Annotated in this window: 22 protein-coding genes; 12 read left to right on the plus strand and 10 right to left on the minus strand. The window is 71.7% G+C overall.

Features of this window, described 5'->3' with window-relative positions; all coding sequences use genetic code 11:
• Positions 1–59 precede the first annotated feature (59 nt).
• Positions 60–974 (plus strand): LysR family transcriptional regulator, encoded by a 915-nt coding sequence (locus FF041_RS11885; RefSeq protein ID WP_153522773.1) that lies wholly within the window; start codon positions 60–62, stop codon positions 972–974.
• A gap of 63 nt (positions 975–1,037) precedes the next feature.
• Here the strand turns inward: FF041_RS11885 and FF041_RS11890 are convergent, their stop codons facing one another.
• Positions 1,038–1,505 (minus strand): pyridoxamine 5'-phosphate oxidase family protein, encoded by a 468-nt coding sequence (locus tag FF041_RS11890; protein ID WP_153522775.1) that lies wholly within the window; start codon positions 1,503–1,505, stop codon positions 1,038–1,040.
• A 199-nt stretch (positions 1,506–1,704) separates the two neighbouring features.
• Here FF041_RS11890 and FF041_RS11895 point away from each other — a divergent pair, with 199 nt between their 5' ends.
• Entirely contained in the window at positions 1,705–2,346 is a 642-nt protein-coding gene (locus FF041_RS11895; RefSeq protein ID WP_153484184.1) for a cysteine hydrolase, read from the plus strand.
• Between the two features lie 63 nt (positions 2,347–2,409).
• Here FF041_RS11895 and FF041_RS11900 read toward each other — a convergent pair whose 3' ends face one another.
• Together FF041_RS11900 and FF041_RS11905 are read right to left on the minus strand one after the other, a co-directional pair.
• Positions 2,410–2,892: a Rieske (2Fe-2S) protein gene (locus tag FF041_RS11900; protein WP_153522777.1), complete on the minus strand. Its 483-nt coding sequence runs from the start codon at positions 2,890–2,892 to the stop codon at positions 2,410–2,412.
• A 91-nt stretch (positions 2,893–2,983) separates the two neighbouring features.
• Positions 2,984–5,137, minus strand: coding sequence for a S9 family peptidase (locus FF041_RS11905; RefSeq protein WP_153522779.1), 2,154 nt, complete (start codon positions 5,135–5,137; stop codon positions 2,984–2,986).
• A 248-nt stretch (positions 5,138–5,385) separates the two neighbouring features.
• Between FF041_RS11905 and FF041_RS11910 the strand changes: the two genes are divergently transcribed.
• From FF041_RS11910 to FF041_RS11940, 7 genes are all read left to right on the plus strand, one after another.
• The gene (locus FF041_RS11910; protein WP_153484180.1) at positions 5,386–6,231 is read left to right on the plus strand and encodes a HipA family kinase; all 846 of its coding nucleotides are present in this window, start codon (positions 5,386–5,388) and stop codon (positions 6,229–6,231) included.
• Positions 6,228–6,611 carry a DUF3037 domain-containing protein gene (locus FF041_RS11915; RefSeq protein WP_153484178.1) on the plus strand — a complete coding sequence of 128 codons (384 nt, stop codon included), beginning with the start codon at positions 6,228–6,230 and terminating at the stop codon, positions 6,609–6,611. The genes FF041_RS11910 and FF041_RS11915 overlap by 4 nt, the downstream gene beginning before the upstream one ends.
• Before the next feature lie 252 nt (positions 6,612–6,863).
• The gene (gene fabG / locus FF041_RS11920; protein ID WP_153522781.1) at positions 6,864–7,625 is read left to right on the plus strand and encodes a 3-oxoacyl-ACP reductase FabG; all 762 of its coding nucleotides are present in this window, start codon (positions 6,864–6,866) and stop codon (positions 7,623–7,625) included.
• Between the two features lie 16 nt (positions 7,626–7,641).
• Positions 7,642–8,409 (plus strand): SDR family oxidoreductase, encoded by a 768-nt coding sequence (locus FF041_RS11925; protein WP_153522783.1) that lies wholly within the window; start codon positions 7,642–7,644, stop codon positions 8,407–8,409.
• Positions 8,410–8,524: 115 nt separating this feature from the next.
• Complete coding sequence (locus FF041_RS11930; RefSeq protein WP_323391738.1) at positions 8,525–10,105, plus strand: ABC transporter substrate-binding protein; 1,581 nt, start codon at positions 8,525–8,527, stop codon at positions 10,103–10,105.
• A 90-nt stretch (positions 10,106–10,195) separates the two neighbouring features.
• Positions 10,196–10,879, plus strand: coding sequence for a uracil-DNA glycosylase (locus FF041_RS11935; RefSeq protein WP_323391740.1), 684 nt, complete (start codon positions 10,196–10,198; stop codon positions 10,877–10,879).
• Positions 10,880–11,004: 125 nt separating this feature from the next.
• Positions 11,005–11,478 carry a hypothetical protein gene (locus tag FF041_RS11940; RefSeq protein WP_153484174.1) on the plus strand — a complete coding sequence of 158 codons (474 nt, stop codon included), beginning with the start codon at positions 11,005–11,007 and terminating at the stop codon, positions 11,476–11,478.
• Positions 11,479–11,717: 239 nt separating this feature from the next.
• On the opposite strand, the gene FF041_RS11945 is transcribed toward FF041_RS11940, so the two are convergent.
• Positions 11,718–12,188 (minus strand): hypothetical protein, encoded by a 471-nt coding sequence (locus FF041_RS11945; RefSeq protein WP_407698141.1) that lies wholly within the window; start codon positions 12,186–12,188, stop codon positions 11,718–11,720.
• Positions 12,189–12,240: 52 nt separating this feature from the next.
• Between FF041_RS11945 and FF041_RS11950 the strand changes: the two genes are divergently transcribed.
• The gene (locus FF041_RS11950) at positions 12,241–12,558 is read left to right on the plus strand and encodes a hypothetical protein (RefSeq protein ID WP_153522785.1); all 318 of its coding nucleotides are present in this window, start codon (positions 12,241–12,243) and stop codon (positions 12,556–12,558) included.
• Between the two features lie 12 nt (positions 12,559–12,570).
• Positions 12,571–13,476: a Gfo/Idh/MocA family protein gene (locus FF041_RS11955; protein ID WP_323391742.1), complete on the plus strand. Its 906-nt coding sequence runs from the start codon at positions 12,571–12,573 to the stop codon at positions 13,474–13,476.
• Here the strand turns inward: FF041_RS11955 and lnt are convergent.
• The 6 genes from lnt to FF041_RS11985 all read right to left on the minus strand — a co-directional run bounded on the left by lnt (position 13,400) and on the right by FF041_RS11985 (position 19,700).
• Complete coding sequence (gene lnt, locus FF041_RS11960) at positions 13,400–15,205, minus strand: apolipoprotein N-acyltransferase (RefSeq protein WP_153522830.1); 1,806 nt, start codon at positions 15,203–15,205, stop codon at positions 13,400–13,402. The genes FF041_RS11955 and lnt overlap by 77 nt on opposite strands.
• A 261-nt stretch (positions 15,206–15,466) precedes the next feature.
• Complete coding sequence (locus FF041_RS11965; protein WP_153484046.1) at positions 15,467–15,922, minus strand: nuclear transport factor 2 family protein; 456 nt, start codon at positions 15,920–15,922, stop codon at positions 15,467–15,469.
• A 98-nt stretch (positions 15,923–16,020) separates the two neighbouring features.
• Positions 16,021–17,181 carry a methyltransferase gene (locus tag FF041_RS11970; protein ID WP_153522789.1) on the minus strand — a complete coding sequence of 387 codons (1,161 nt, stop codon included), beginning with the start codon at positions 17,179–17,181 and terminating at the stop codon, positions 16,021–16,023.
• Positions 17,182–17,256: 75 nt separating this feature from the next.
• Positions 17,257–17,442: a hypothetical protein gene (locus FF041_RS11975; protein ID WP_153480417.1), complete on the minus strand. Its 186-nt coding sequence runs from the start codon at positions 17,440–17,442 to the stop codon at positions 17,257–17,259.
• Between the two features lie 363 nt (positions 17,443–17,805).
• Positions 17,806–18,678 (minus strand): undecaprenyl-diphosphate phosphatase, encoded by an 873-nt coding sequence (locus tag FF041_RS11980; protein ID WP_153480418.1) that lies wholly within the window; start codon positions 18,676–18,678, stop codon positions 17,806–17,808.
• A gap of 314 nt (positions 18,679–18,992) precedes the next feature.
• Entirely contained in the window at positions 18,993–19,700 is a 708-nt protein-coding gene (locus tag FF041_RS11985; RefSeq protein WP_153522792.1) for a TVP38/TMEM64 family protein, read from the minus strand.
• Between the two features lie 448 nt (positions 19,701–20,148).
• Between FF041_RS11985 and tuf the strand changes: the two genes are divergently transcribed.
• The gene (gene tuf / locus FF041_RS11990) at positions 20,149–21,327 is read left to right on the plus strand and encodes an elongation factor Tu (protein ID WP_153522794.1); all 1,179 of its coding nucleotides are present in this window, start codon (positions 20,149–20,151) and stop codon (positions 21,325–21,327) included.
• The last annotated feature ends 24 nt before the right edge of the window (positions 21,328–21,351 follow it).

The following is a 21,351-nucleotide window of genomic DNA, read 5'->3' on the forward strand; positions in this document are numbered from 1 at the left end:
CACCTCAACCTTGTAGAACAAGCGAGAATTCGTTGGAGGTTTCCTTTAGCATCTCTTATATGTTGAATCTGGAGCGCCTACGGACCCTGGACGCCCTCGCCCGCCACGGCTCGGTCAGCGGTGCGGCTGACGGGCTGCATGTCACCACCTCCGCCGTCTCCCAGCAGATGGCGAAGCTCGAACGCGAGGTCGGCCAGCAGCTGCTGGCCAAGAACGGCCGAGGCGTCCGGCTCACCGACGCCGGGCGGCTGCTCGCCGACCACGCGGCCCGCATCCTCTCCCAGGTGGAGCTGGCCCAGTCCGACATCGAGGCCCAGCGCGGCCAGGTCGTCGGCGAGGTCCGGATCGGGGCGTTCCCCACGGCCGCGCGGGGGCTGTTCCCCGCGGCGATCGCCGCGCTCCGCGCCGACCACCCCGAGCTGCGGGTCCACTCCCGGGAGCTGGAGCCCGAGCAGGGCCTCGCAGGGGTCATCCGGGGCGATCTCGACCTCGCCGTGGTGCTCGACTGGAGCAATAAGCGGCTGCCCGTCCCCGGCGGGCTCACCCAGGTGCACCTGTTCGACGACGTGCCCGATGTCGCGATGCGCCGGGACCATCCCCTCGCGGGCCGCTCGGAAGTGGATCTGGAGGAGTTCGCGGACGACGACTGGGTCTCCTGGCCGGAGGGCGAGTTCTGCCACGACTGGCTGATGTTCACCCTGCGCTCCCGGGGGATCGAGCCCCGGATCCCCCATCTGGCGGCCGAGCACCACACCCAGCTCGCGCTGATCGCGGCGGGGCTCGGGGTCTGCGTGGCGCCGCGCCTCGGCCGGGGTCCGGTGCTGGAGGGGGTGGCGCTCGTGCCCGTACGGCACCGGATGCAGCGGCATGTGTACGCGGCCTGGCGTACGGACGCGGATCGCAGACCGTCCATCAGGGCGGCGGTCGAGGCCCTGCGCGCGGCGGTCGGGCCCGCCCCGCGATCGGAGCCGTAAGCCGTGGGCGGTGGGCCGTAACCGCGCGGCGGGCCGGGGCGCGATCCCGTCCCCCGGCCGTCCTCAGCGCGCCCGGAGCTTTCCGAAGTCCCAGGAGGCGATCGCGTCCGGCGTCAGCCGCAGCCACCCGTGCCGTCCGTCGTACGGCATCCCGTCGAGCCCGAAGTACTTCCGCGCGAAGAGCCGCTCCGGCCGCTCCAGTTCGGCGCACGGCTCCCCGGTGCGTGGGGACTCGCCGACGAAGACCGCCGGGCCCGACAGCTCGGCCCCGCGCAGCTCCCCGTACTCCTCGCCCGCGTCGACCACCGCCGCGAGCCACGGCTGACCGCGCAGCTGCGCCCAGCGGCGGCTGCGGGTGAGGGAGTAGAGCCAGAGCGAGGCGCCGTCCCAGACGAACCAGAGCGGGCTGATGTGCGGACGGCCGGCGGCGGAGACGGTCGCCACCCGGCAGGTGCGGGCTCCGGCCAGGAAGGCGTCCAGTTCGCCGGAGGTCATCATGATCCGGCGGCCCCGGCGCTGTTCGGCGGCCATGGCGGCCCCTCTCCTGTGCGATCCCATGCGATCCCATGCGGTCTTACACGGTCTTACGCGGTCCTGAATGATCCTTTACGGTCCGGAGCGCTCAGGTTTGACGTTGCGTCAGAAATCATGGAGGCTCTCTCCCGCTCGTGCAATGGCACCGGCTTCATGAAGCCTCCCCGGGGGAAGAACCGGAGAAGAGGGGGGAGCCATGCCGTCCGTCGAACAGCTCGCAGCCCAGCTCGAACCGGCGACCACCGCGCTGCTCACCGTCGAATGCCAGCGCGGAGTGGTGGGCGAACAGAGCGCCCTGCCCGAACTCGCCGCCGAAGCCCGCTCGTCCGGCGCGCTCCATCACATCGCGCGGCTGGTCGCGGGGGCCCACGGCATCGGCGTCCAGGTGATCCACGCGATAGCCGAACGGCGGCCCGACGGCCGGGGCTCCAGCCATAACGCCCGGCTGTTCCACGCCGCCGGCAGGCTGCCCGTACAGCAGCACTGCGGCACCACCGCCGTCCGGGTCGCACCGCCGATCGAGGTCGCCGAGGAGGACCTCGTCGTACGGCGGCTGCACGGCCTGTCGCCCATCGCGGGCACCGACGTCGACGCGCTGCTGCGCAATCTCGGCTGCCGTACGCTCCTGATCTGCGGGGTCTCGGCGAATGTGGCCGTCCCCAACGCCGTCTTCGACGCCGTCAACCTCGGCTACACGGCGGTGGTCGCGAGCGACGCCATCGCGGGGGTGCCCGCCGAATACACCCCCGCGATGATCCGTCATACCCTCGCGCTCGTCGCCACGATCGCCACCAGCGACGAGATCCTCTCCTGCTGGCGGCAGGCGATACGGAGCTGAGGGCGGCTCAGCTGCGACGGCCCAGCTGAGGCGGCCCAGCTGAGGCGGCTCAGCTGAGGCGGCTCAGGCGAGCCTGATCGAGCCCCCGTCGACCGTGATCGCCGTGGGCGGCAGCGGCAAGGTGGCGGGGCCGCCCTTGACGCTGCCGTCGCTCGCGTCGAAACGGCTGTCGTGGCAGGGGCAGTTGATGAGATTGTCCGAGACGTCCTTGACCGCGCAGCCCCGATGGGTGCACTTGGACGAGAACGCCTTGAACTCCCCGGCCTTCGGCTGGGTGATCACCACATCGCCGACGACCTTGCCGCCGCCCTCGGGAATGTCCGCGACCTTCGCGATCTCCTTGCCGCCGCCTCCGCCCGAGTCGCCGCTGGGGCTCCCGCCGGTGTTCCCGCCGGTGCTCCCGCCCTCCGGAGCGTCGCCCGTCTTCACCGTGGTCTCGTCCGACCCGCCGCACGCGGTGAGCGCGACGGCGAGCGAGGCCCCGCCCGCCGCGGCGACGACGGTGCGGCGGGTGATATTCCTGGACAGCTCGCTCGAAGCGGTCATCTGGTGACTCCTCTGTCTGCGCGGTCCCGTACGGCCCGATCGGCCGGTCGTTCGTGATGATGTACGAGCTGCGCCGCCGAGGAGTTCAGATTCACGCTGTTCTCAAGGATCTTTTAAGGAACGCCGCTTCCAGCCGCAGCAGACTGCTCGCCTGCCCCCGCCCGGTGACCGTATGGCTCGCACCCGACAGGGGCAGCACACTGTGCGGACGGCCCGCCGCCAGCAGCGCGGCGGACAGCCGCAGGGTGTGGGCGAAGAACACATTGTCGTCGGCCACCCCGTGCGTCAGCAGCAGCGGACGGCTCAGCCGATGCGCGTACGGCACCAGTGAGCTGCGCTCATACGCCTCGGGGAACACCTCGGGGTGTCCGAGGAAACGCTCCTCCCAGTGGGTGTCGTACAGCCTGCGATCGGTCGGGGCCGCGCCCGCCGACGCCGCGTGGAAGACCTCGGGATGGTGCAGCACCGCGCCCGCCGCGAGATAGCCGCCGTAGGACCAGCCGCGGATCGCGACCGCGCCGAGGTCGAGATCGGGGTACCGTTCGGCCGCCGCGTGCAGCGCGTCGATCTGATCCCGCAGCACGGGGGCGAGCCGGTCGCCGTGGACGGCCTTCTCCCACTCCCGGCCGCGCCCGGAGGTGCCCCGGCCGTCCACCGTCAGCACGGCGAAGCCCTGCTCGGCGAACCACTGCGAGACACAGGTCCACCAGGCGCGCGCCCGCACCGCCAGCTGCATCTGAGGCCCCGAGTACGGATTGAGCAGCACCGGCAGCCGGCCCGAGCCCGGCCGGTGCCAGGAGGGGAAGTAGAGCTGACCGCGCAGCTCGCGCTCGCCGAGCGAGAGCAGCACCGGCCGGGGGGCGACCACCGGCTCCTCGGCCAGGACCGCGATCCGCCCGGCGGGCACGCCGCCTTCGAGCACGGTCACCGTCCGGCCCGTCTCCGTCTGGCTGTCGAGGACGACGGTGTCCCCGCCCGCCTCGGCCAGATGGACCCCGGGGCCCTCGCTCAGCCGGATGAACCCGGCGGCGGGGTCGTGGTACCAGACATGCACCTCGGACGGGTCCTCGTTGGCGCTGAACCAGACCCGTTCGCCATGGACGGCGAGGACCTCGCGGACATGGACCCCCGCGGGGGAGTCGGCCGTGTCGATCCGCAGCCCCCGCAGCCCGTCGCCTGCGGTGCGGGCCGTGATCGCGGCGCCGGACGCGGTACGGCCCGGAAGGCCCGGCACCAGCTCCACCCAGGCCGCATCGTGCTCCGAGTCCAGCGGCTCGGTCCCGCCCGTCAGCGGATCCACCGCCAGAGTCACGGCGGTGCGCTGATCGCGGGTCTGCACCCGGGCATAGGGGCCGGACCCGTCCCAGCCGGCCGAGGCCACATACTCGAAGGCGGTGTCCGTCCAGGTCCCCGGCGGATGGGAGCTCTCGTCGGCGGCGGCCGGCAGCCGCACCTCGGCCGTCGTGCCGTCCAGCCGCACGATCCGCAGCGACACCTCGGCGTTCGCCGTGCCCGCCGCCGGATAGGGGATGGCCCGGGGCGGTTTCGCCGGGTCGGCCGGATCGGCGATGTACCAGCGCCGCACCGGGGTGTCGTCCACCCGTGCGACCAGCAGGGCATCGCTCCCGGGCGACCACCAGTAGCCCCGGCTCCGGCCCATCGACTCCGCCGCCGCGTGCTCGGCCAGGCCGTAGCTCACCCCGGGGCCCTCCGGCGCGGCCAGCGTCAGATCACCGCCGCCGAGGCGCAGGACATGGAGCGCGCCGCCGGTGACGTACGCGATCGACTCGCCGTCCGGCGAGGGGCGCGGGTCGACCGCCGGGCCCGCGGTCGGGACCCGCCGGGGGCCGCGCCCGTCGTCGGTGCGTACGGTCCAGAGCTCGCCGCCGAGCGTGAAGGCGACGAGCCGCGCCTCCGCGTCGGTCGCGTACGCCACCACCCCGGACGAGGTCTCACGGGCGCGCTCCCGGCGGACCCGCTCCTCCTCGGGCACCTCGGCCGGACCGGCCGCCATCGCCCGTGGGTCGGCGATGAGCCGCTCCCGCCCCGACTCGTACAGCCAGACTCCGCTCACCGGGTCGTCGCCGCCGGGGGAGCGGAGGAACAGCACCCGACGGCCGTCGGGCGAGACGGTGAAACGCCGGGGGACGCCGAGCGAGAAGCGGTGGGTACGGGCGAACTGGTCGGGGAACTCGGGGATCCTGACGGCGTCCTCGGTCGGGCCGCCGTGCGCGTAGTCGTTCATGGGGCATCGTTGACATCGCCGCACACGGCCGCGCAACCGGATTTCGGCGGCCGGCGCCGGCGGGGGAGCACTGGCCTGGTGACAGCGGCCGTACGGGCGGGGCGGGACCCGCGGTCCGGCGACGGCGAGGGACGGGGAGGAGGCGAGGGACGGGGACGGCGAGGGACGGGGAGGAGGCGAGGGCCGCTCCACGGGGCGGGGCCCGGTCCCCGCGATCTCCCCGAGCCGTCGCGAAGTACTGTGGGGCCATGCTCCCCGAAGTCACGGCGACCCGCTATGTCACGCCCCTGCGTGAGGGCGGCTCGCTCCCGGGCATCGTCGAGGCCGACGATCTCGGTACCTACGTCATGAAGTTCACCGGCGCCGGACAGGGCCGCAAAACCCTGGTCGCCGAGGTCGTCTGCGGACAGCTCGGCCGCAGGCTCGGGCTGCGGGTGCCCGAGCTGGCGCGGATCCAGCTCGACCCCGTCATCGGGCTCGGCGAGCCCGACGAGGAGGTGCAGGAGCTCCTGAAGGCCAGCGGCGGACTGAACCTCGGCATGGACTATCTGCCGGGCTCGATCGGGTTCGATCCGCTGGCCTACGAGGTGGACTCCGCCGAAGCGGGCCGGGTCGTCTGGTTCGACGCGTTGATCAACAACGTGGACCGCTCCTGGCGCAACCCCAACATGCTGGTGTGGCACGGCGACCTCTGGCTCATCGACCACGGGGCCACCATGATCTGGCACCACAACTGGCCGGGCGCCGCCGCGTCGGCGGCCAAGCCCTACGACGCCTCCGACCATGTGCTGGCCCGCTTCCAGCCGGACATCGCGTCCGCCGCGGCCGAACTGGCCCCGCTGGTGACCGAGGAGCTGCTCACCGAGGTCGCCGCCGATGTGCCCGATGAGTGGCTGGTGGACGAACCCGGCTTCGACACCACGGACGCCGTGCGCCGTGCCTATGTGGAAGCCCTGCTGCCGCGCGCCGGGACGATCCATACCAGGATCACCCTCGGTGAACCCACCGCAGAGCGGCCCTCCCAGGCCCCCGGCTGGCTGACCGGCCGTCCGGGCCGCCCGGTCCCGGTCGCGGAGAAGGGCGCGAGCGCATGACCGGACGCGATGTCTTCGAGTACGCGCTGCTGCGGGTGGTGCCCCGGGTCGAGCGCGGAGAGTGCTTCAACGCCGGAGTGGTGGTCTACTGCCGTGCCCGCTCCTTCGTCGCCGCCCGCACCCATCTCGACGAGGGGAAGCTGAGGGCGCTGGACCCGAACGCGGACATCGTCGGCGTACGGGCCGCGCTGCGCGCCGTCGAGTACGTCTGCTGCGGCGGCGATGAGGCCGGGCAGGCGTCCCATGACGACGCGGGACGCCGATTCCGCTGGCTGATGGCGCCCCGGTCCACCGTCGTCCAGCCCGGGCCGGTGCACACCGGGCTGACCGCGGACCCCGAGGCCGAGGTGGAGCGGCTGCTCGGACTGCTGGTGCGCTGACCCGTCCGTACGCGCGCCCGGTACTGACTCCGTCGGTACGCGCCCCGGTCCGGCGCTGACTCCGTTCCTACGCGCCCTGGCCCGGCCCCACGCGGTGAGGGAGTGACCCGGCGCACCCGGTGGGCCGTTGACACCGGGTGCCGGGGCTTCTAGCGTCTCGTCTGCCGAAGGTACTAAGCGGTCGCTCATCCATCGGGCGCACGGGAGTCCGGGAGTCCGGGTGAGCCGCACTCAAGGGCGAGGAGAACCAGCATGTCCACCACCGAGCAGCGTGTCGCCATCGTGACCGGGGCGGCGCGCGGCATTGGCGCGGCAACCGCCGTACGGCTCGCGGCCGAGGGCCGGGCCGTGGCCGTACTCGACCTCGACGAGGCGGGGTGCGCGGACACGGTCGGGAAGATCGCCGCGGCCGGGGGCACCGCCCTGGCGGTCGGCTGCGACGTGTCCGACAGCGCCCAGGTCGAGGCCGCGGTGGCCCAGGTCGCCGACGGGCTCGGCGCACCGCAGATCCTGGTCAACAACGCCGGCGTCCTCCGCGACAATCTGCTCTTCAAGATGAGCGAGTCCGACTGGGACACCGTGATGAACGTGCACCTCAAGGGCGCGTTCCTGATGACGAAGGCGTGCCAGAAGCACATGGTGGACGCCGGATTCGGGCGTATCGTCTCGCTCTCCTCCTCCTCCGCGCTCGGCAACCGGGGCCAGGCCAACTACGCCGCCGTCAAGGCCGGGCTCCAGGGCTTCACCAAGACCCTCGCCAAGGAGCTCGGCAAGTTCGGCATCACCGCGAACGCGGTCGCCCCCGGTTTCATCGTCACCGAGATGACCGCCATGACCGCCGAGCGCGTCGGCATGGGCTTCGAGGAGTTCCAGGCCGCCGCCGCGACCCAGATCCCGGTGCAGCGGGTCGGGCAGCCCGAGGACATCGCCAACGCCATCTCCTTCTTCACCGGGGACGGCGCAGGCTTCGTCTCCGGGCAGGTCCTGTACGTGGCCGGCGGGCCCCTCAACTGAGCCGGGGAGCGAGACCATGACTGCAGAGGCAGAGGCGCCCGAGAGCGGAAAAGTCGCGCTGATCACCGGCGGGAGCCGGGGGATCGGCTATGGGGTCGCCGAGGCGCTGATCGCCCGTGGCGACCGGGTGTGCATCACTGGGAGGGGCGAGGAGGCCCTCGCCGAGGCGGTGGCGAAGCTGGGCTCCGGCCGGGCGATCTCCGTCGCGGGCAAGGCCCATGACGAAGCCCATCAGGCGGCGGCCGTGGCGCGGACGATGGAGGTCTTCGGCCGGGTCGACTTCCTGGTGAACAACGCCGGTACGAACCCGGTCTACGGGCCGCTGGCCGAGCTGGATCTGAATGTCGTGCGCAAGGTCTACGAGACCAATGTGATCTCGGCGCTCGGCTTCGCCCAGCAGACCTACCGGGCCTGGCAGAAGGAGAACGGCGGCGCGATCGTGAACATCGCGTCCATCGCGGGGCTCGCCCCCTCGCCCTTCATCGGCGCCTATGGAATGAGCAAGGCGGCGATGGTCAATCTGACGCTTCAGCTGGCGCATGAATTCGCGCCGGGGGTGCGGGTCAACGCGATCGCGCCGGCGGTGGTCAAGACCAAATTCGCCCAGGCGCTCTACGAGGGAAGGGAATCCGAGGCCGCCGCGGCATACCCGCTGGCGCGGCTCGGAATGCCGCAGGACATCGGGGGCGCCGCCGCGTTTCTCACCTCCGACCAGTCGGATTGGATCACGGGGCAGACTCTGGTGGTCGACGGGGGACTCTTCCTCCATGCCGGGGTGCACTGAGCGAACTGTGCAGTTTGTCGCTTCTTGAGTGAAGTGCCCTGCCGGGCCGTCCGGTTGACCCGGCAGGGCGCTGCGGTATGGTCGGCCAACTCACGGCTGAACGAGGAGCGTGCACGTGTTCTACCGGACCTGTCTGCAGGCCGCTGCAGCCCTGGCGTCCATATCCCTGCTGGCGGGGTGCGGCCTGTTCTCCGATGCGGAATCCAGCGATAAGAAGCGGATTTTCGTGGGAACGACGAGTGAGCCCACGAAACTCGATCCGGCCGCCGCCTGGGACGGTTCATGGGAGCTGTACCGGAATGTGTTCCAGACGCTGCTGAGTTTTCCGACGGGAAGCACCGAACCACAGCCCGACGCGGCGAAGCGCTGTGGCTTCAAGGACTCCGGCAACAAGATTTACGTATGCGAGCTGAGGGCGGGGCTGAAGTTCTCGAACGGCGAGAAGCTCGACGCGGCCGCGGTGAAGCACTCGATCGACCGCATTCGGCGGATCGATGTATCGGGCGGCCCCCGTGGTCTGCTGAACTCCCTCCGCAGCGTCGAGGCGACCGGCGAGCGCACGGTGACCTTCCGCCTCAAGTCGCCCGACGCCACCTTCCCGTTCATCCTGGCCACGCCCGCCACCTCCCTGGTGCCGCCCGGGAAGTACCCGGCGAACCGCCTCCGTACGGACGGCGGGCTGACCGGCTCCGGACCGTATGTGCTCGACTCGTACACCAAGCGGCACAAGGCGGAGCTGAGCCGGAACGACGACTACCAGGGGTTCGCGGAGCGCCGGAACGACGCCATCACCATCCGCTACTACCCGGACTCCGACTCGATGGTCCAGGCGCTCAAGAAGAAGCAGATCGACGTCACCTACCGGGGCCTCACCTCGAAGGAGGTCGTCGGGCTCCAGGAGAAGGAGGCGGGGAGCGAGCATCTGAGGCTGGTCGAGACCGTGGGCGCGGACATCCGCTATCTGGTCTTCAACTCCAAGGACCAGCAGGCGGGCAAGCTCGCCGTGCGCCGGGCCATCGCCCAGGTCGTGGACCGGGGAGCCCTGGTGGCCAGGGTCTACCAGGGCACCGCCGAGCCGCTGTACTCGATGGTCCCCAAGGGCATCGCCGGGCACAGCACCGAGTTCTTCGACCGCTACGGCGAGCCGAGCGCGGAGAAGGCGGAGAAGACGCTGCGGGACGCGGGCATCGAGGAGCCGGTGGAACTGGAGTTCTGGTACACCACCGACCGCTACGGCTCCGCGACCGCGCAGGAGTTCGGCGAACTGAAGCGGCAGCTGGAGGCCTCGGGGCTGTTCAAGATCAGCGTACGGGGCAAGCCGTGGGAGGAGTTCGAGAAGGGGTACACGAGCGGCGACTACCCGGTCTTCGGGCGGGGCTGGTTCCCCGACTTCCCGGACGCGGACAATTTCATCGCGCCGTTCGTCGGTGAGAACAATGTGCTCGCCACGCCCTATGAGAGCTCCGAGATCACCGATGAGCTGCTGCCCGCGTCCCGGCGCGAGAGCGACCGCGCGGCGGTGGCGAAGGACTTCGAGCGGGCGCAGGAGATCCTCGCCGAGGACGTCCGGCTGCTGCCGCTGTGGCAGGGCAAGACCTATCTGGCGGTGAGCGAGGAGATCGGCGGCGGTGAGCGGGCGCTCGACCCGCAGACGGTGATGCAGCTGTGGGAGCTGTACCGGAAGACCAGCTGGTAGCCGGGGGAAACCCTTGGATCGGGGGCCGTTGTCAGTGGCTCCGGGTAAGTTCGGTGATCGGTAATTGAACGCATCCCGGAGGTTCTTGACGTGACCGACACCGACCTGCTGCCCGAGTCCTGGCGCGGCGTCCTCGGCGAAGAGCTGGCGAAGCCCTACTTCAAGGAGCTGACCGAGTTCGTCGAGGAGGAGCGGTCGAACGGGCCGGTCTATCCGCCGCGCGAGGAGGTCTTCGCCGCGCTGGAGGCCACGCCCTACGACAAGGTCAAGGTGCTCATCCTCGGCCAGGACCCCTATCACGGCGAGGGCCAGGGGCATGGGCTGTGCTTCTCGGTGCGGCCCGGCGTCAGGACCCCTCCCTCGCTGCGGAACATCTACAAGGAGATGCATGCCGAGCTGGGCCTGCCCATCCCGGACAACGGCTATCTGATGCCGTGGGCCGAGCAGGGCGTGCTGCTGCTCAACGCGGTGCTGACCGTGCGCGCGGGCGAGGCCAACTCCCACAAGGGCAAGGGCTGGGAGAAGGTCACCGACGCGGTGATCAGGGCCGTGGCCTCCCGCCCCGACCCGGCCGTCTGCGTCCTCTGGGGGAACTACGCGCAGAAGAAGCTGCCCCTGATCGACGAGACCCGGCATGTGGTGGTGAAGGGCGCGCACCCCTCGCCGCTGTCGGCGAAGAAGTTCTTCGGCTCGCGTCCCTTCACACAGATCGACGAGGCGGTCGCGGCGCAGGGGCATGAGCCCATCGACTGGCGGATCCCCGACCTGGGCTGATCCCTCTCCCGGGACACGGGCTCGGGTCGAGTGCCCGAGCCTGTACGGGTTTGTCCGTTGTGGCGGTTAGCGTCGTGCTGTGTGGATCGTCGTCGCCGTTCGCCGTATGGACGTGGGAGGCCGCAATGGTGGAGCAGCAGGAGGCGTCGGGGGACGCCGTCATGACCCGGATCGGGCAGGCGGTCATGCTGCTGCACGGCGGAGACCGTGAGGAGGCGCGGAATCGGTTCGGCGCGCTCTGGACGGAGATCGGGGAGCGGGGGGAGGTCCTGCACCGCTGCACCCTCGCGCATTACATGGCGGACACCCAGGACGACCCGGGTGACGAGCTGGCCTGGGATCTGAGAGCGCTGGCCGCGGCGGAGAGCCTGCGCGACGCGGGGGAGGACGGGCCGGGGGCCGCCCCCGCCGTCCGGGCCTTCTTCCCCTCGCTCCATCTCGCGCTCGCCGCCGACTATCTCAAGCTGCGGCGGCCCGAGACCGCGCGCATCCATCTGGACCGGGCGCGCGGCGCGATGGACGCCCTGGGGGACGACGGATACGGCCACGGGGTGCGTGCCGCGGTCGAACGGCTGGAGACGGCGCTGCGGGAGCGGTGAGCGAGCGCCAAGCCGAGGGGTGCCGGGGTGCGTCCCGGCGGTACCGGAGTCCCGGACGGCCGGGACTCCGGTACGGCGGGGTGCGTCCCGGCGGGGTGCTCGCGCACGGGGGCGAGGTCGCTCCGGGGCAGCGGGATGGGTGCTCGCACGGGGGTGATGGCCGCTCGGAATCGGCCGGATGTGTGCTCGCGGCGCGCGATGGCCGCTCGGAATCGGCGGGATGTGCGCGCGACGTTCGCTCAGGGCCGGTGGCGCGACCCCCCGACAAGCTGTCGGCAGAGCCGGGCCTGGGCGCTGCCGGGCCGCCAGCCGCCGTAGGTCTCGGTCAGGGCGCAGACGTCCAGCGGCGCGGAGACCGGGGGCGGTGACGGCTTGCGGGCGCGCGGACGGGTCGGGGCGGGTGCGGGAGCGGCCGTCCGACGGACGGCCGGAGCCGGGGCCGGGGCCGCCGGGGGTGTCCGCCGTTCCGGCACCGCCGCCCGGGGCCGGGGCGGCGGGGCCGGAGTGGAGCGCTTCGGGACCGGGGCCTCCAGCGCCTCACGCGCCGGGCCCTGCACGATCTGCGGCCCGAGGGCGGGCGCGGGCCGGCCGCCGCGGACCAGGGGCTCGGGGTGCGGTGTCACAGTCACGCAGCCGGAGACGGCCAGCCCGGCCACGGTCCAGACGGCCGCGCCGGTCAGCGTCCTCGCGATGATTGTCATACGGTCCACGGAGATCACTGTGCCGCGCGTGCGCCCCCTTTCCGCGGCGTACCGGTCCGCGATGGCCCGGACGAGTGACCCCGGCTCGCCGGCGGTGACCCCGGTCAGCCCAGCTCCCGCCCGAGCATGCCCCGCAGCAGTTCGGCGAAGCCCGCGCGGAGTTCGGCCCACGTCGATCGTCCGCAAGGCCGCCCGGACGGCCCGGCTGCTGTCGCTCTCCAGCCGTCCGGCGGTCGCCGCCCGCGAGACCCTGATGGGCCTGTCGGCGAAGCCGGGCCCCGGGGCGGCCGTACGCGTCTTCGACGGCATCGCCGACTGGCGCCCGCCGCAGCGCACGTATGCTGACCGGGCCCCTCAGGGGCGGATGGCTCAGGACTAAGGGAGGCACCTGGTGAAGGTCGGCTGCATCGGTCTCGGCGATATCGCACAGAAGGCCTATCTGCCCGTGCTCGGTGCGCTGCCCGGCATCGAGCTGCACCTTCAGACCCGTACCCCGGCGACCCTGGCCCGGGTCGCCGACGCGTACCGCATCCCGGCCGGGCAGCTCCACACCGACCTGGACTCCCTCCTCGGCGCGGGCCTGGACGCGGCGTTCGTCCACGCCCCCACCTCGGCGCACGCCGAGATCGTCACGGCGCTCATCGAAGCGGGGGTCGCCACCTATGTCGACAAGCCGCTCGCCTATGAACTGGCCGATTCGGAGCGGCTGGTGCACCTCGCCGAGACCCGGGGCACCAGCCTCGCCGTCGGTTTCAACCGCCGGCTCGCGCCGCCCTACGCCCAGTGCCTGGAGCACCCGCGCGAGCTGATCCTGATGCAGAAGAACCGCGTCGGACTCCCCGAAGCGCCGCGCACCATGGTGCTGGACGACTTCATCCATGTCGTGGACACCCTGCGCTTCCTCGCGCCCGGCACCGTCGAGCACACGGATGTGCGCGCCCGGGTGGCCGACGGGTTGATACACCATGTCGTGCTGACGCTCTCCGGCGACGGATTCACCGCCATCGGCGCGATGAACCGGATGAGCGGCTCCACCGAGGAGATCCTGGAGGTCTCCGGACAGGACGCCAAGCGGGTGGTCCGCGATATCGCGGAGGTCGTCGACCACAAGGGGCAGCCGAGCGTCCGCAGGCGCGGCGACTGGGTGCCGGTCGCCCGGCAGCGCGGCATCGAGCAGGCGGTGCTGACCTTCCTCGACGCCGTACGCGAGGGCAGGACGCTCAGCGCCCAGGACGCCCTGAGGACCCATGAGCTGTGCGAGCGGGTGGTGCTGAGGGTGCTGGAGCAGTCCGCCTGAACCGGCGCGCTCCGCGCAGCGCGCACAGCGCGAGGAGCACGGCGAGCGCTCCGTACAGCGGCCAGCCGCCGAACCGGACGTACGCGGTCGTGCCGCGCGCCAGCGGAACGTCGTACACGGCGGCGGCGCTGCGGTTCGTGCCGAGGACTCCGCCCACCCGGCCGCCGTCGGGTCCGTGGACCACGCTCACGCCGGTGAGCGTCGCGTGCACCATCGGCCGGCCGCTCTCCGCCGCCCGCAGCGCCGCCAGCGAGGCGTGCTGCGCGGGAGCCCAGCTGTCCTGGAAGGTCGAGGTCGCCGACTGGGCGACGAGCAGTTCCGCGCCCCGCCGGACCAGCGCGCGGCTCATATCGGGAAAAGCGGACTCGAAGCAGACCAGCGGCCCGACGCGCGGGCCGCCGTCCGCGAGGTCCATCACCACCGGGTGCGTGCCGCGCAGCCGGTCCTCGCCCGCCGCCTTGCCCACCGAGGTCGCCCAGCCGAGCAGCGCCCGGGCGGGGACGTACTCGCCGAAGGGGACCAGCCGCATCTTGTCGTAGCGGTCCCCGGTCGGGCCCGCGGGGCCCACCAGCACCGAACTCTTGAAGATCCCTTCCCTGCCCGGACCGTCCGTCCGCCGGGCGTCCACATTGACCAGCAGCTCCGCGCCGACCAGCTGGGAGAGCCGGGCCAGCCGGGCCGCGAGGTCCGGTCGCTCACGGAGGTCGTCGCCGACGCTGCTCTCGCCCCAGACCACCAGATCGAGCTTCTGGCCGGCGAGCTCCCGGGTCAGCTCCTCACCCCGGGCGAAGCGCCGCTCGACGCTGTCCTCGCCGCTGATCACCCCGGGCTGGACGATCGCGATCCGGGCCCGGCCGGCCTTCTCGGGCACCGGCGTCCAGGCCCAGACCGCCGTGGTCGCCAGCGCGCAGACCAGGACGCCGCCGAGCACGGCGGTACGGGCCCGGGGCAGCGCGATCAGCACGGCGAGAGCGGTGTTCACCGCCACCACCAGCAGACTCACCAGCCATACGCCGCCGGCCGAGGCCAGCCGCAGTGCGGGGGAGACCTCCCACTGGCTGGCCCCCAGCAGCCCCCAGGGGCCGCCGAGCCCCTCCCAGGAGCGGGCCAGCTCGATCATCAGCCAGCCGGCGGGGACGACCGCGATCGCGGCGGCGGCAGTGAGGGGTGTGGGGCCGGTCCCGCCGCGGGCTTCCGCTGCGGCTCGGGTCCCGCTGCGGGTTCCCGCTCCGGCTCTCGCTCCGGTTTCGGCTCCCGCTTCGGGCAGGCTTCCGGTCTCCGCTCCGGTTCCGTACGGTTCGGGGGTTGCCGAGCCCTCCTCCTCGGGCGGTCGCGATCCGGCTCGCGACGGGCTCCGGGCCCGGGAAGCGCCGTCCGGGCCCGCCGCCGGGGCCGTGGTCCCCAGCAGGGAGTGGACCAGCCATCCCCAGGGAGCCCACAGCAGCCCCAGGAGGGCCGCCAGCACCACGGTGAAGACATGGAGGCTGGGTATCAGCCAATGGTGCACCGCGATCATGAACCCCAGACCGCCGAGCCAGCCGTCGACCGCGGCGCGGCGTCCGGTGGGCGCGGTGCGTATCAGCAACAGCCATGGCACGAGCGCGATATACGCGAACCACCACAGGGACGGCTCCGGGAAGGCGAGCACGGGCAGCGCCCCGGCCACCACCGCCGCCGCCGACCGTCCGCCCGGGGTCGTGATCAGCCGCCCGGCGCGGTTCCGCCACATCGCGAGCGCCGAGGGTCCGGGCTCCGCGGAGCTCCCGGGCGCGCGCGGCCCCCAAGGGGGATCGTGATCCCCGGGGCCGTGCCCGCCGCCCCGCTCCGGGCGGTCGGCCGGAATCCGCATTCCGAGCCTCCTAGGGCCTGTCTCGAAGGGACCGCGAGAGGCGCCTCTTCCAGTGTGGGTGCGGAGAGATCCCGGATCAACAGCTCCCGGCCCGGACGGCTGACCGCCCGCCGCCTCGGCGGACAGCGGACCGGGGGCCCGCTACCCGGAGAGCACCCGGCCGACGCGCCGCCACTTCTCCTCGACCATCACCCCGCTCAGCCGCCAGCCGCCGTCCGTGCGCGTCACACCGAAGGCGCAGCGACCGCCCGAGACGACGTCGTCTCCGGACTCGCCGCGCAGCGCGTTGGTGTAGTCGGCCCGCAGCTCGGCCCCGTCACCCGGATAGCCCCCCAGATCCTGGATGCGCAGCCTGCGGTTGACGATCAGATGCTGTCGTACGGGAAAGAGCCGCATCGACTCCGCCAGCCAGTCGGCGACCTCCGCTGCCGGGCCCTCGACCCCGCCCGCACCGCGGTAGTCCACCCGTGCGTGCCGGGTGAACAGGGTCCGGTAGCCGTTCCAGTCGGCGTCGTCCACGGCCACCGCGTAGTGGGTGACCAGCTCATCGATGGCCAGTCTGTCCATCACCGTCGCGAGATCCACGCGCTGTGTCATCGGGTCAGTGTCGGGCAGACGGGCTCCCAGGCCAAGGGCTCGGCGCATACGTCACCCGTATCCGCCGATCCGGTGTCCCGCCCGCCGCCGGCCGGGGGTCAGTCCGCGACGGCCCGCAGCACGACGAACTTGGGGTCGCTCGCCATGACCTCACAGGACCCGAAGAGCCGGCGCAGCCGGACGTGGTACCCGAGATGACGGTTGCCGATCACCCACAGCTCGCCCCCGGGCCGCAGCACCCTGCGGGCTCCGGTGAACATCCGGCGGGCCGTCGTATCGGTGGTCGCCCGGTGCGAGTGGAACGGCGGATTGTTCAGTACGAGGTCGGCCGACCCGTCCGCGAGGCCGGAGAGGCCGTCGCCGACGAGGAACTCCGCGCCGCCGAGGCCCGTGGCCGGGATGTTCTCGCGATAGGTGGCCTCGGCCGACGCCACGGCGGAGAACGACTCGTCGACGAAGGTCACCGAAGCCTCGGGATTGGCGAGCGCGGCGGCCAGCCCGACGACTCCGTTGCCGCAGCCCAGATCCACCACCCGCTCGGCTCCCCGGCGCTCGGGCAGACTGCGCAGAAACAGCCTGGTGCCGATGTCGAGCCGGTCCGCGCAGAACACGCCCGAGTGGTTGGTCACGGTGCGGCCCGACACGACGCCGACATCGCCGGGCAGGGCGTACCGCAGCGGCCAGGGGCCTGCTGTGCGCTCCACCGCGGGATCGGGCGTGCTGAAGATCAGCCGGGCCTTCTTCACGGCCAGGGAGGTCCTGGTCGGGCCGATGATCCGTTCGAAGAGCCGCAGCGTCGAGGTGTGGATCTCGCTGACCATCCCGGTCCCGACGATCACGCTCCCCGGGTGCAGGGCGGGCGCGAGCCGGTGCAGCTGGTCCTCCAGCAGCCCCAGGCTCTTCGGCACGCGCACCAGCAGCACATCGATCCGCGCGGGCGGGGTGTCCCGGGCGGAGAGCAGCCGTACGGCGCCGGAGTCCGGCCCGGTGAGGCCGTTGCGGGCCAGATTCGCCCGGGTCGCCTCCTGGCCGAGGAAGGAATCGGTGATCTGTACGGGACGGTGGGCGGCGAGCGAGGTGGTCAGCGCGCCCCACCGGTCTCCGAGGACGACCACGTCCCCGGAGAGGTCCACGCCCTCGTCTGCGAGGTGCCGCAGCAGATACTCGTCAGCTGCGTCCCAGGCACGGAGGGTGTCGCGGGGGTCCTCGGGGAAGCGGGCGAGCGTGAAGCCGCCCCAGGATGTGCTCAAACGGTTCATCGTGCGGTCAGGCTAGCCGAACGCGGCCCGGAGCTTGTGAGCGCCCGGCCCCGGACGCGGCCCGCCGCGCGGCTCTCAGGCGGCGCGCTCGACGTCGTCCTCGACCCGCTCCAGCGCGGCAGCCGCCCACCTCAGCACCAGTGCCTCGTACTCCCCGCGACGCTCTTCGGGCAGCCGCCCATCGGCCCACAGCTCGCGGATGCGGGCATTGAGCTCGGCGGCGGTCAGGGCAGTCTCTGGCTCGTGCGGAAGGGCGGACATGCGAACAGATTACGGCCTCCGAGGACACCCGTCCTCCGTGTTTCGGCGGGGCTCAAGCGCCGGACTCAACTGTGTGCGGGCTCAGTAGGCCCGCTCCGACCGGGATGAGCAGGAGGATTCCCGGAAGTACGCGATGGATCACGGAGGGCGACGAGCCCCCGGCAGTGATGAACCTCATGACGAGCGCCCGGCGCGGAGGACCGCGGAGGGCTGTGGAGGGCACGGGCGGGGCCCCGGTTCGCCGTGCCCCTCCCCATGGGAGACGACTGGGAGATGATCATGTCGAGCAGGCTCGATCAGGCTCTGGAAAACTCTGGAAATCTCTAGGCACGGAAGAGTCCGATCGAGCCCTCGACACGGCTGTCAGCCCCCCGACTCGCCCGCGTGCGGGCTCAACACACCCGCTCCAACCAGGATGAACAGGAGGATTCCCAGGAGGATGCGGTAGATCACGAAGGGCATGAAGCTCTTGGTGGTGATGAACTTCATGAACCAGGCGATGACCGCGTACCCCACGCCGAAGGCGATGACGGTGGCGAAGATCGTGGGCCCCCAGGAGACATGCCCCTCGCCCGCGTCCTTCAGCTCGTACGCCCCCGAGGCCAGCACCGCCGGGATGGCCAGCAGGAACGAGTAGCGGGCCGCCGCCTCGCGGGTGTAGCCCATGAGCAGGCCGCCGCTGATGGTCGCTCCGGAGCGGGAGACTCCGGGGATGAGGGCCATCGCCTGGCAGAAGCCGTAGATCAGACCGTCCCGGACGCTCAGCTCCTTGAGCGTCTTGCGCTGTTTGACGGCGCGGTGTCTGCCGCCCGACTCGTCGCGGGCGGCCAGCCGGTCGGCGATGCCGAGGACGACGCCCATGACGATCAGCGTGGTCGCGATGAGCCGCAGATCGCGGAACGGTCCCTCGATCTGGTCCTTGAGCGTGATGCCGAGCACGCCGATCGGAAGGGAGCCGATGATCACCAGCCAGCCCATCCGGGCGTCGTGGTCGCCGCGCATCCTCTTGTCGGTGAGGGAGCGGAACCAGGCGGACACGATTCTGGTGATGTCCTCGCGGAAATAGATCAGCACGGCGGCCTCGGTGCCGATCTGGGTGATCGCGGTGAATGCCGCGCCCGGATCAGGCCATCCGGCGAACGCGGCGGTGAGCCGCAGATGCGCGCTGGAGGAGATCGGCAGGAATTCGGTCAGCCCCTGGACGAGCCCGAGAATGAATGATTCGAACCACGACATGGAATAACGCGCCACCCAAGAAAAGATTCACGTCTGACGGCGCGCAGTGATACCGATCGTGTACCGATCGTGCGCCAGTGTGGAGGAAGAGTAGCGCTCTCCTGTGAACGGGGAGCGGCGCGTTGGCCGGGGGAGGACGGGCAACCCACCGGGCGATGACGTGCGATGGCACGCCGTGCCGGGCGCGGGCGGCGCGGGGCGGTCGCCGGGCCCCGGCGGCCCCGTCTCCCCGAGAATCCGGCCGCCGTGGTCCGTTCGTGGGATGTTCGCGGGTCGTTCACCCGGCTGCCCGCCGCCGGGCCGGGGACAGCCCCTCAAGCCCTGCGCAGCCCATGACGTTTACGCCAGGCGACCGCCGCCGCGATCAGACCGGTGATCACGATGAATCCCATCGCGATGAGAAATGCAGGGGAGGTCGGAGATCCCGCCCGCGCGCCCGCGACCACGTACGCCGCCGTATTGGGAATCGAGCCCACGGCTGTGGCCAGCAGAAACGGCGTATAACCCATACGGGAGACGGCGGCACAGTAGTTGGCCGCTGCGAAGGGGATTCCGGGGAAGAGACGTATCGCCAGCATCGAACGGAACCCATGGCCGCTCAGCTGGGAATCAGCGGCGGTCAGCACCCGGCCCCGCAACAGCGGACGCAGCGCGTCCTGCCCGAGCAGCCGTCCGAGGGTGAAGGCGATTCCCGCGCCGAGCACGGTTCCGGCGAGAGCCGAGACCAGGCCCGCCTGGGAGCCGAAGAGAGCGCCCGCCGCGAGATTCAGTATCGGCCGGGGCACGAAGGCCGCCGTGCACGCGCCGTACGCCACCGCGTACAGCAGGACCGCCGCCGCCCCGCCCAGTTGGGCCGTGGGCCAGCCGTCCGAGAGCAGCCGCTGTGGCTCGTACAGCACCACCAGCGTCCCGGCCGCAGCCAGTACGAACACCAGTAGTGACAGCCGTGACCACGGCGAGAGCAGCACTCTGGTCGCGCGGACGGCGAGACCGGCGGATGGCCTGGAGGCGGGCTCGAACATCCGGGGAGAGTAACCGACAACGGGATGTGATCGCCGTAATGTGCGCCGGACGACCCCCGCCGCACCGTGCCGCCGCACCGCCCCGCACCGTGCCGCGCACCGTCCGCAGCCTGGCGTGGCACGGGCGCGGAGCCGCCGCGGCGACCATGGCCGGATCGTCCAACTGCCCGACGGCGAAAACCATTCGACGCCGGAGGTCCCTGCGGCGATCATCTTCCACATGCCCCGGTACGCCGTTCCCGCAGCGCACTCCGCAGTCGCGGACGCGCCGAAGAAGGCTGCCGTTCTCCTCGCATCGGACCATGTCGCCGCCTTCTGCCCGGCCCGGTCCCACAGCGGCGCGCGAAGCTGACCCTTTCCGGATCGTCCGGCGGGACCCCACAGGGGGAGGGTCGGCAAGACCCAGGGGTCCTCACACACGTCGTACGACCGATTCCGAGGTAGAACCATGTCCAAGACGGCATTCGTCCGCACCAAACCGCATCTGAACATCGGCACCATCGGGCATGTGGACCATGGCAAGACCACCCTGACGGCCGCCATCACCAAGGTCCTCAGCGCGCGCGGCACCAGCGCCTTCGTCCCCTTCGACCGGATCGACCGGGCCCCCGAGGAGGCCGCGCGCGGCATCACGATCAACATCGCGCACGTCGAGTACGAGACCGACACCCGCCACTACGCGCACGTCGACATGCCCGGCCACGCCGACTACATCAAGAACATGGTCACCGGGGCCGCACAGCTCGACGGAGCGATTCTCGTCGTCTCCGCGCTCGACGGAGTCATGCCGCAGACCGCCGAGCACGTCCTGCTCGCCCGCCAGGTCGGCGTCGACCACATCGTCGTCGCGCTGAACAAGGCCGACGCGGGCGACGGAGAGCTGACCGACCTGGTCGAGCTGGAGATCCGGGAGCTGCTCACCGCCCACGGCTACGGCGGCGACGCCGTGCCCGTCGTCCGGGTCTCCGGGCTCAGGGCGCTGGAGGGAGACCCCCGGTGGACCGCCGCGATCGAGGCGCTGCTCGACGCCGTCGACACCTATGTGCCGATCCCGGTCAGATACACGGACGCGCCGTTTCTGCTGTCGGTGGAGAACGTCCTCACCATCACCGGCCGCGGCACCGTCGTCACCGGCGCGATCGAGCGCGGCGCCGTCCGCGTCGGCGACCAGGTGCAGCTCCTCGGCGCGGACGGCGGCCCCCGGGACACCACGGTCACCGGCCTGGAGACCTTCGGCAAGCCGATGGAGTACGCCGAGGCCGGTGACAGCGTCGCCCTGCTGCTGCGCGGCCTGCCCAGGGACCAGGCCCGGCGCGGACATGTGGTGGCCGCGCCCGGCAGCATCACCCCGGGCCGCCGCTTCACCGCGCGGGTGTACGTGCTCTCCGGCCGGGAGGGCGGACGTACGACGCCGGTGTCCACCGGCTACCGGCCGCAGTTCTACATCCGCACCGCCGACGTCGTCGGGAACATCGACCTGGGGGAGACGGGGATCGCCCGGCCGGGTGAGACGGTCACCATGACCGTCGAGCTCGGCCGCGACCTCCCGCTGGAGCCCGGACTCGGCTTCGCCGTCCGCGAGGGCGGCCGTACCGTCGGCGCGGGAACCGTGACCGAGCTGCTCTGACGGCGAATCCCGCCCCCCCGCCCG

This window comes from Streptomyces jumonjinensis (assembly GCF_009600885.1).
Classification (GTDB): domain Bacteria; phylum Actinomycetota; class Actinomycetes; order Streptomycetales; family Streptomycetaceae; genus Streptomyces; species Streptomyces jumonjinensis.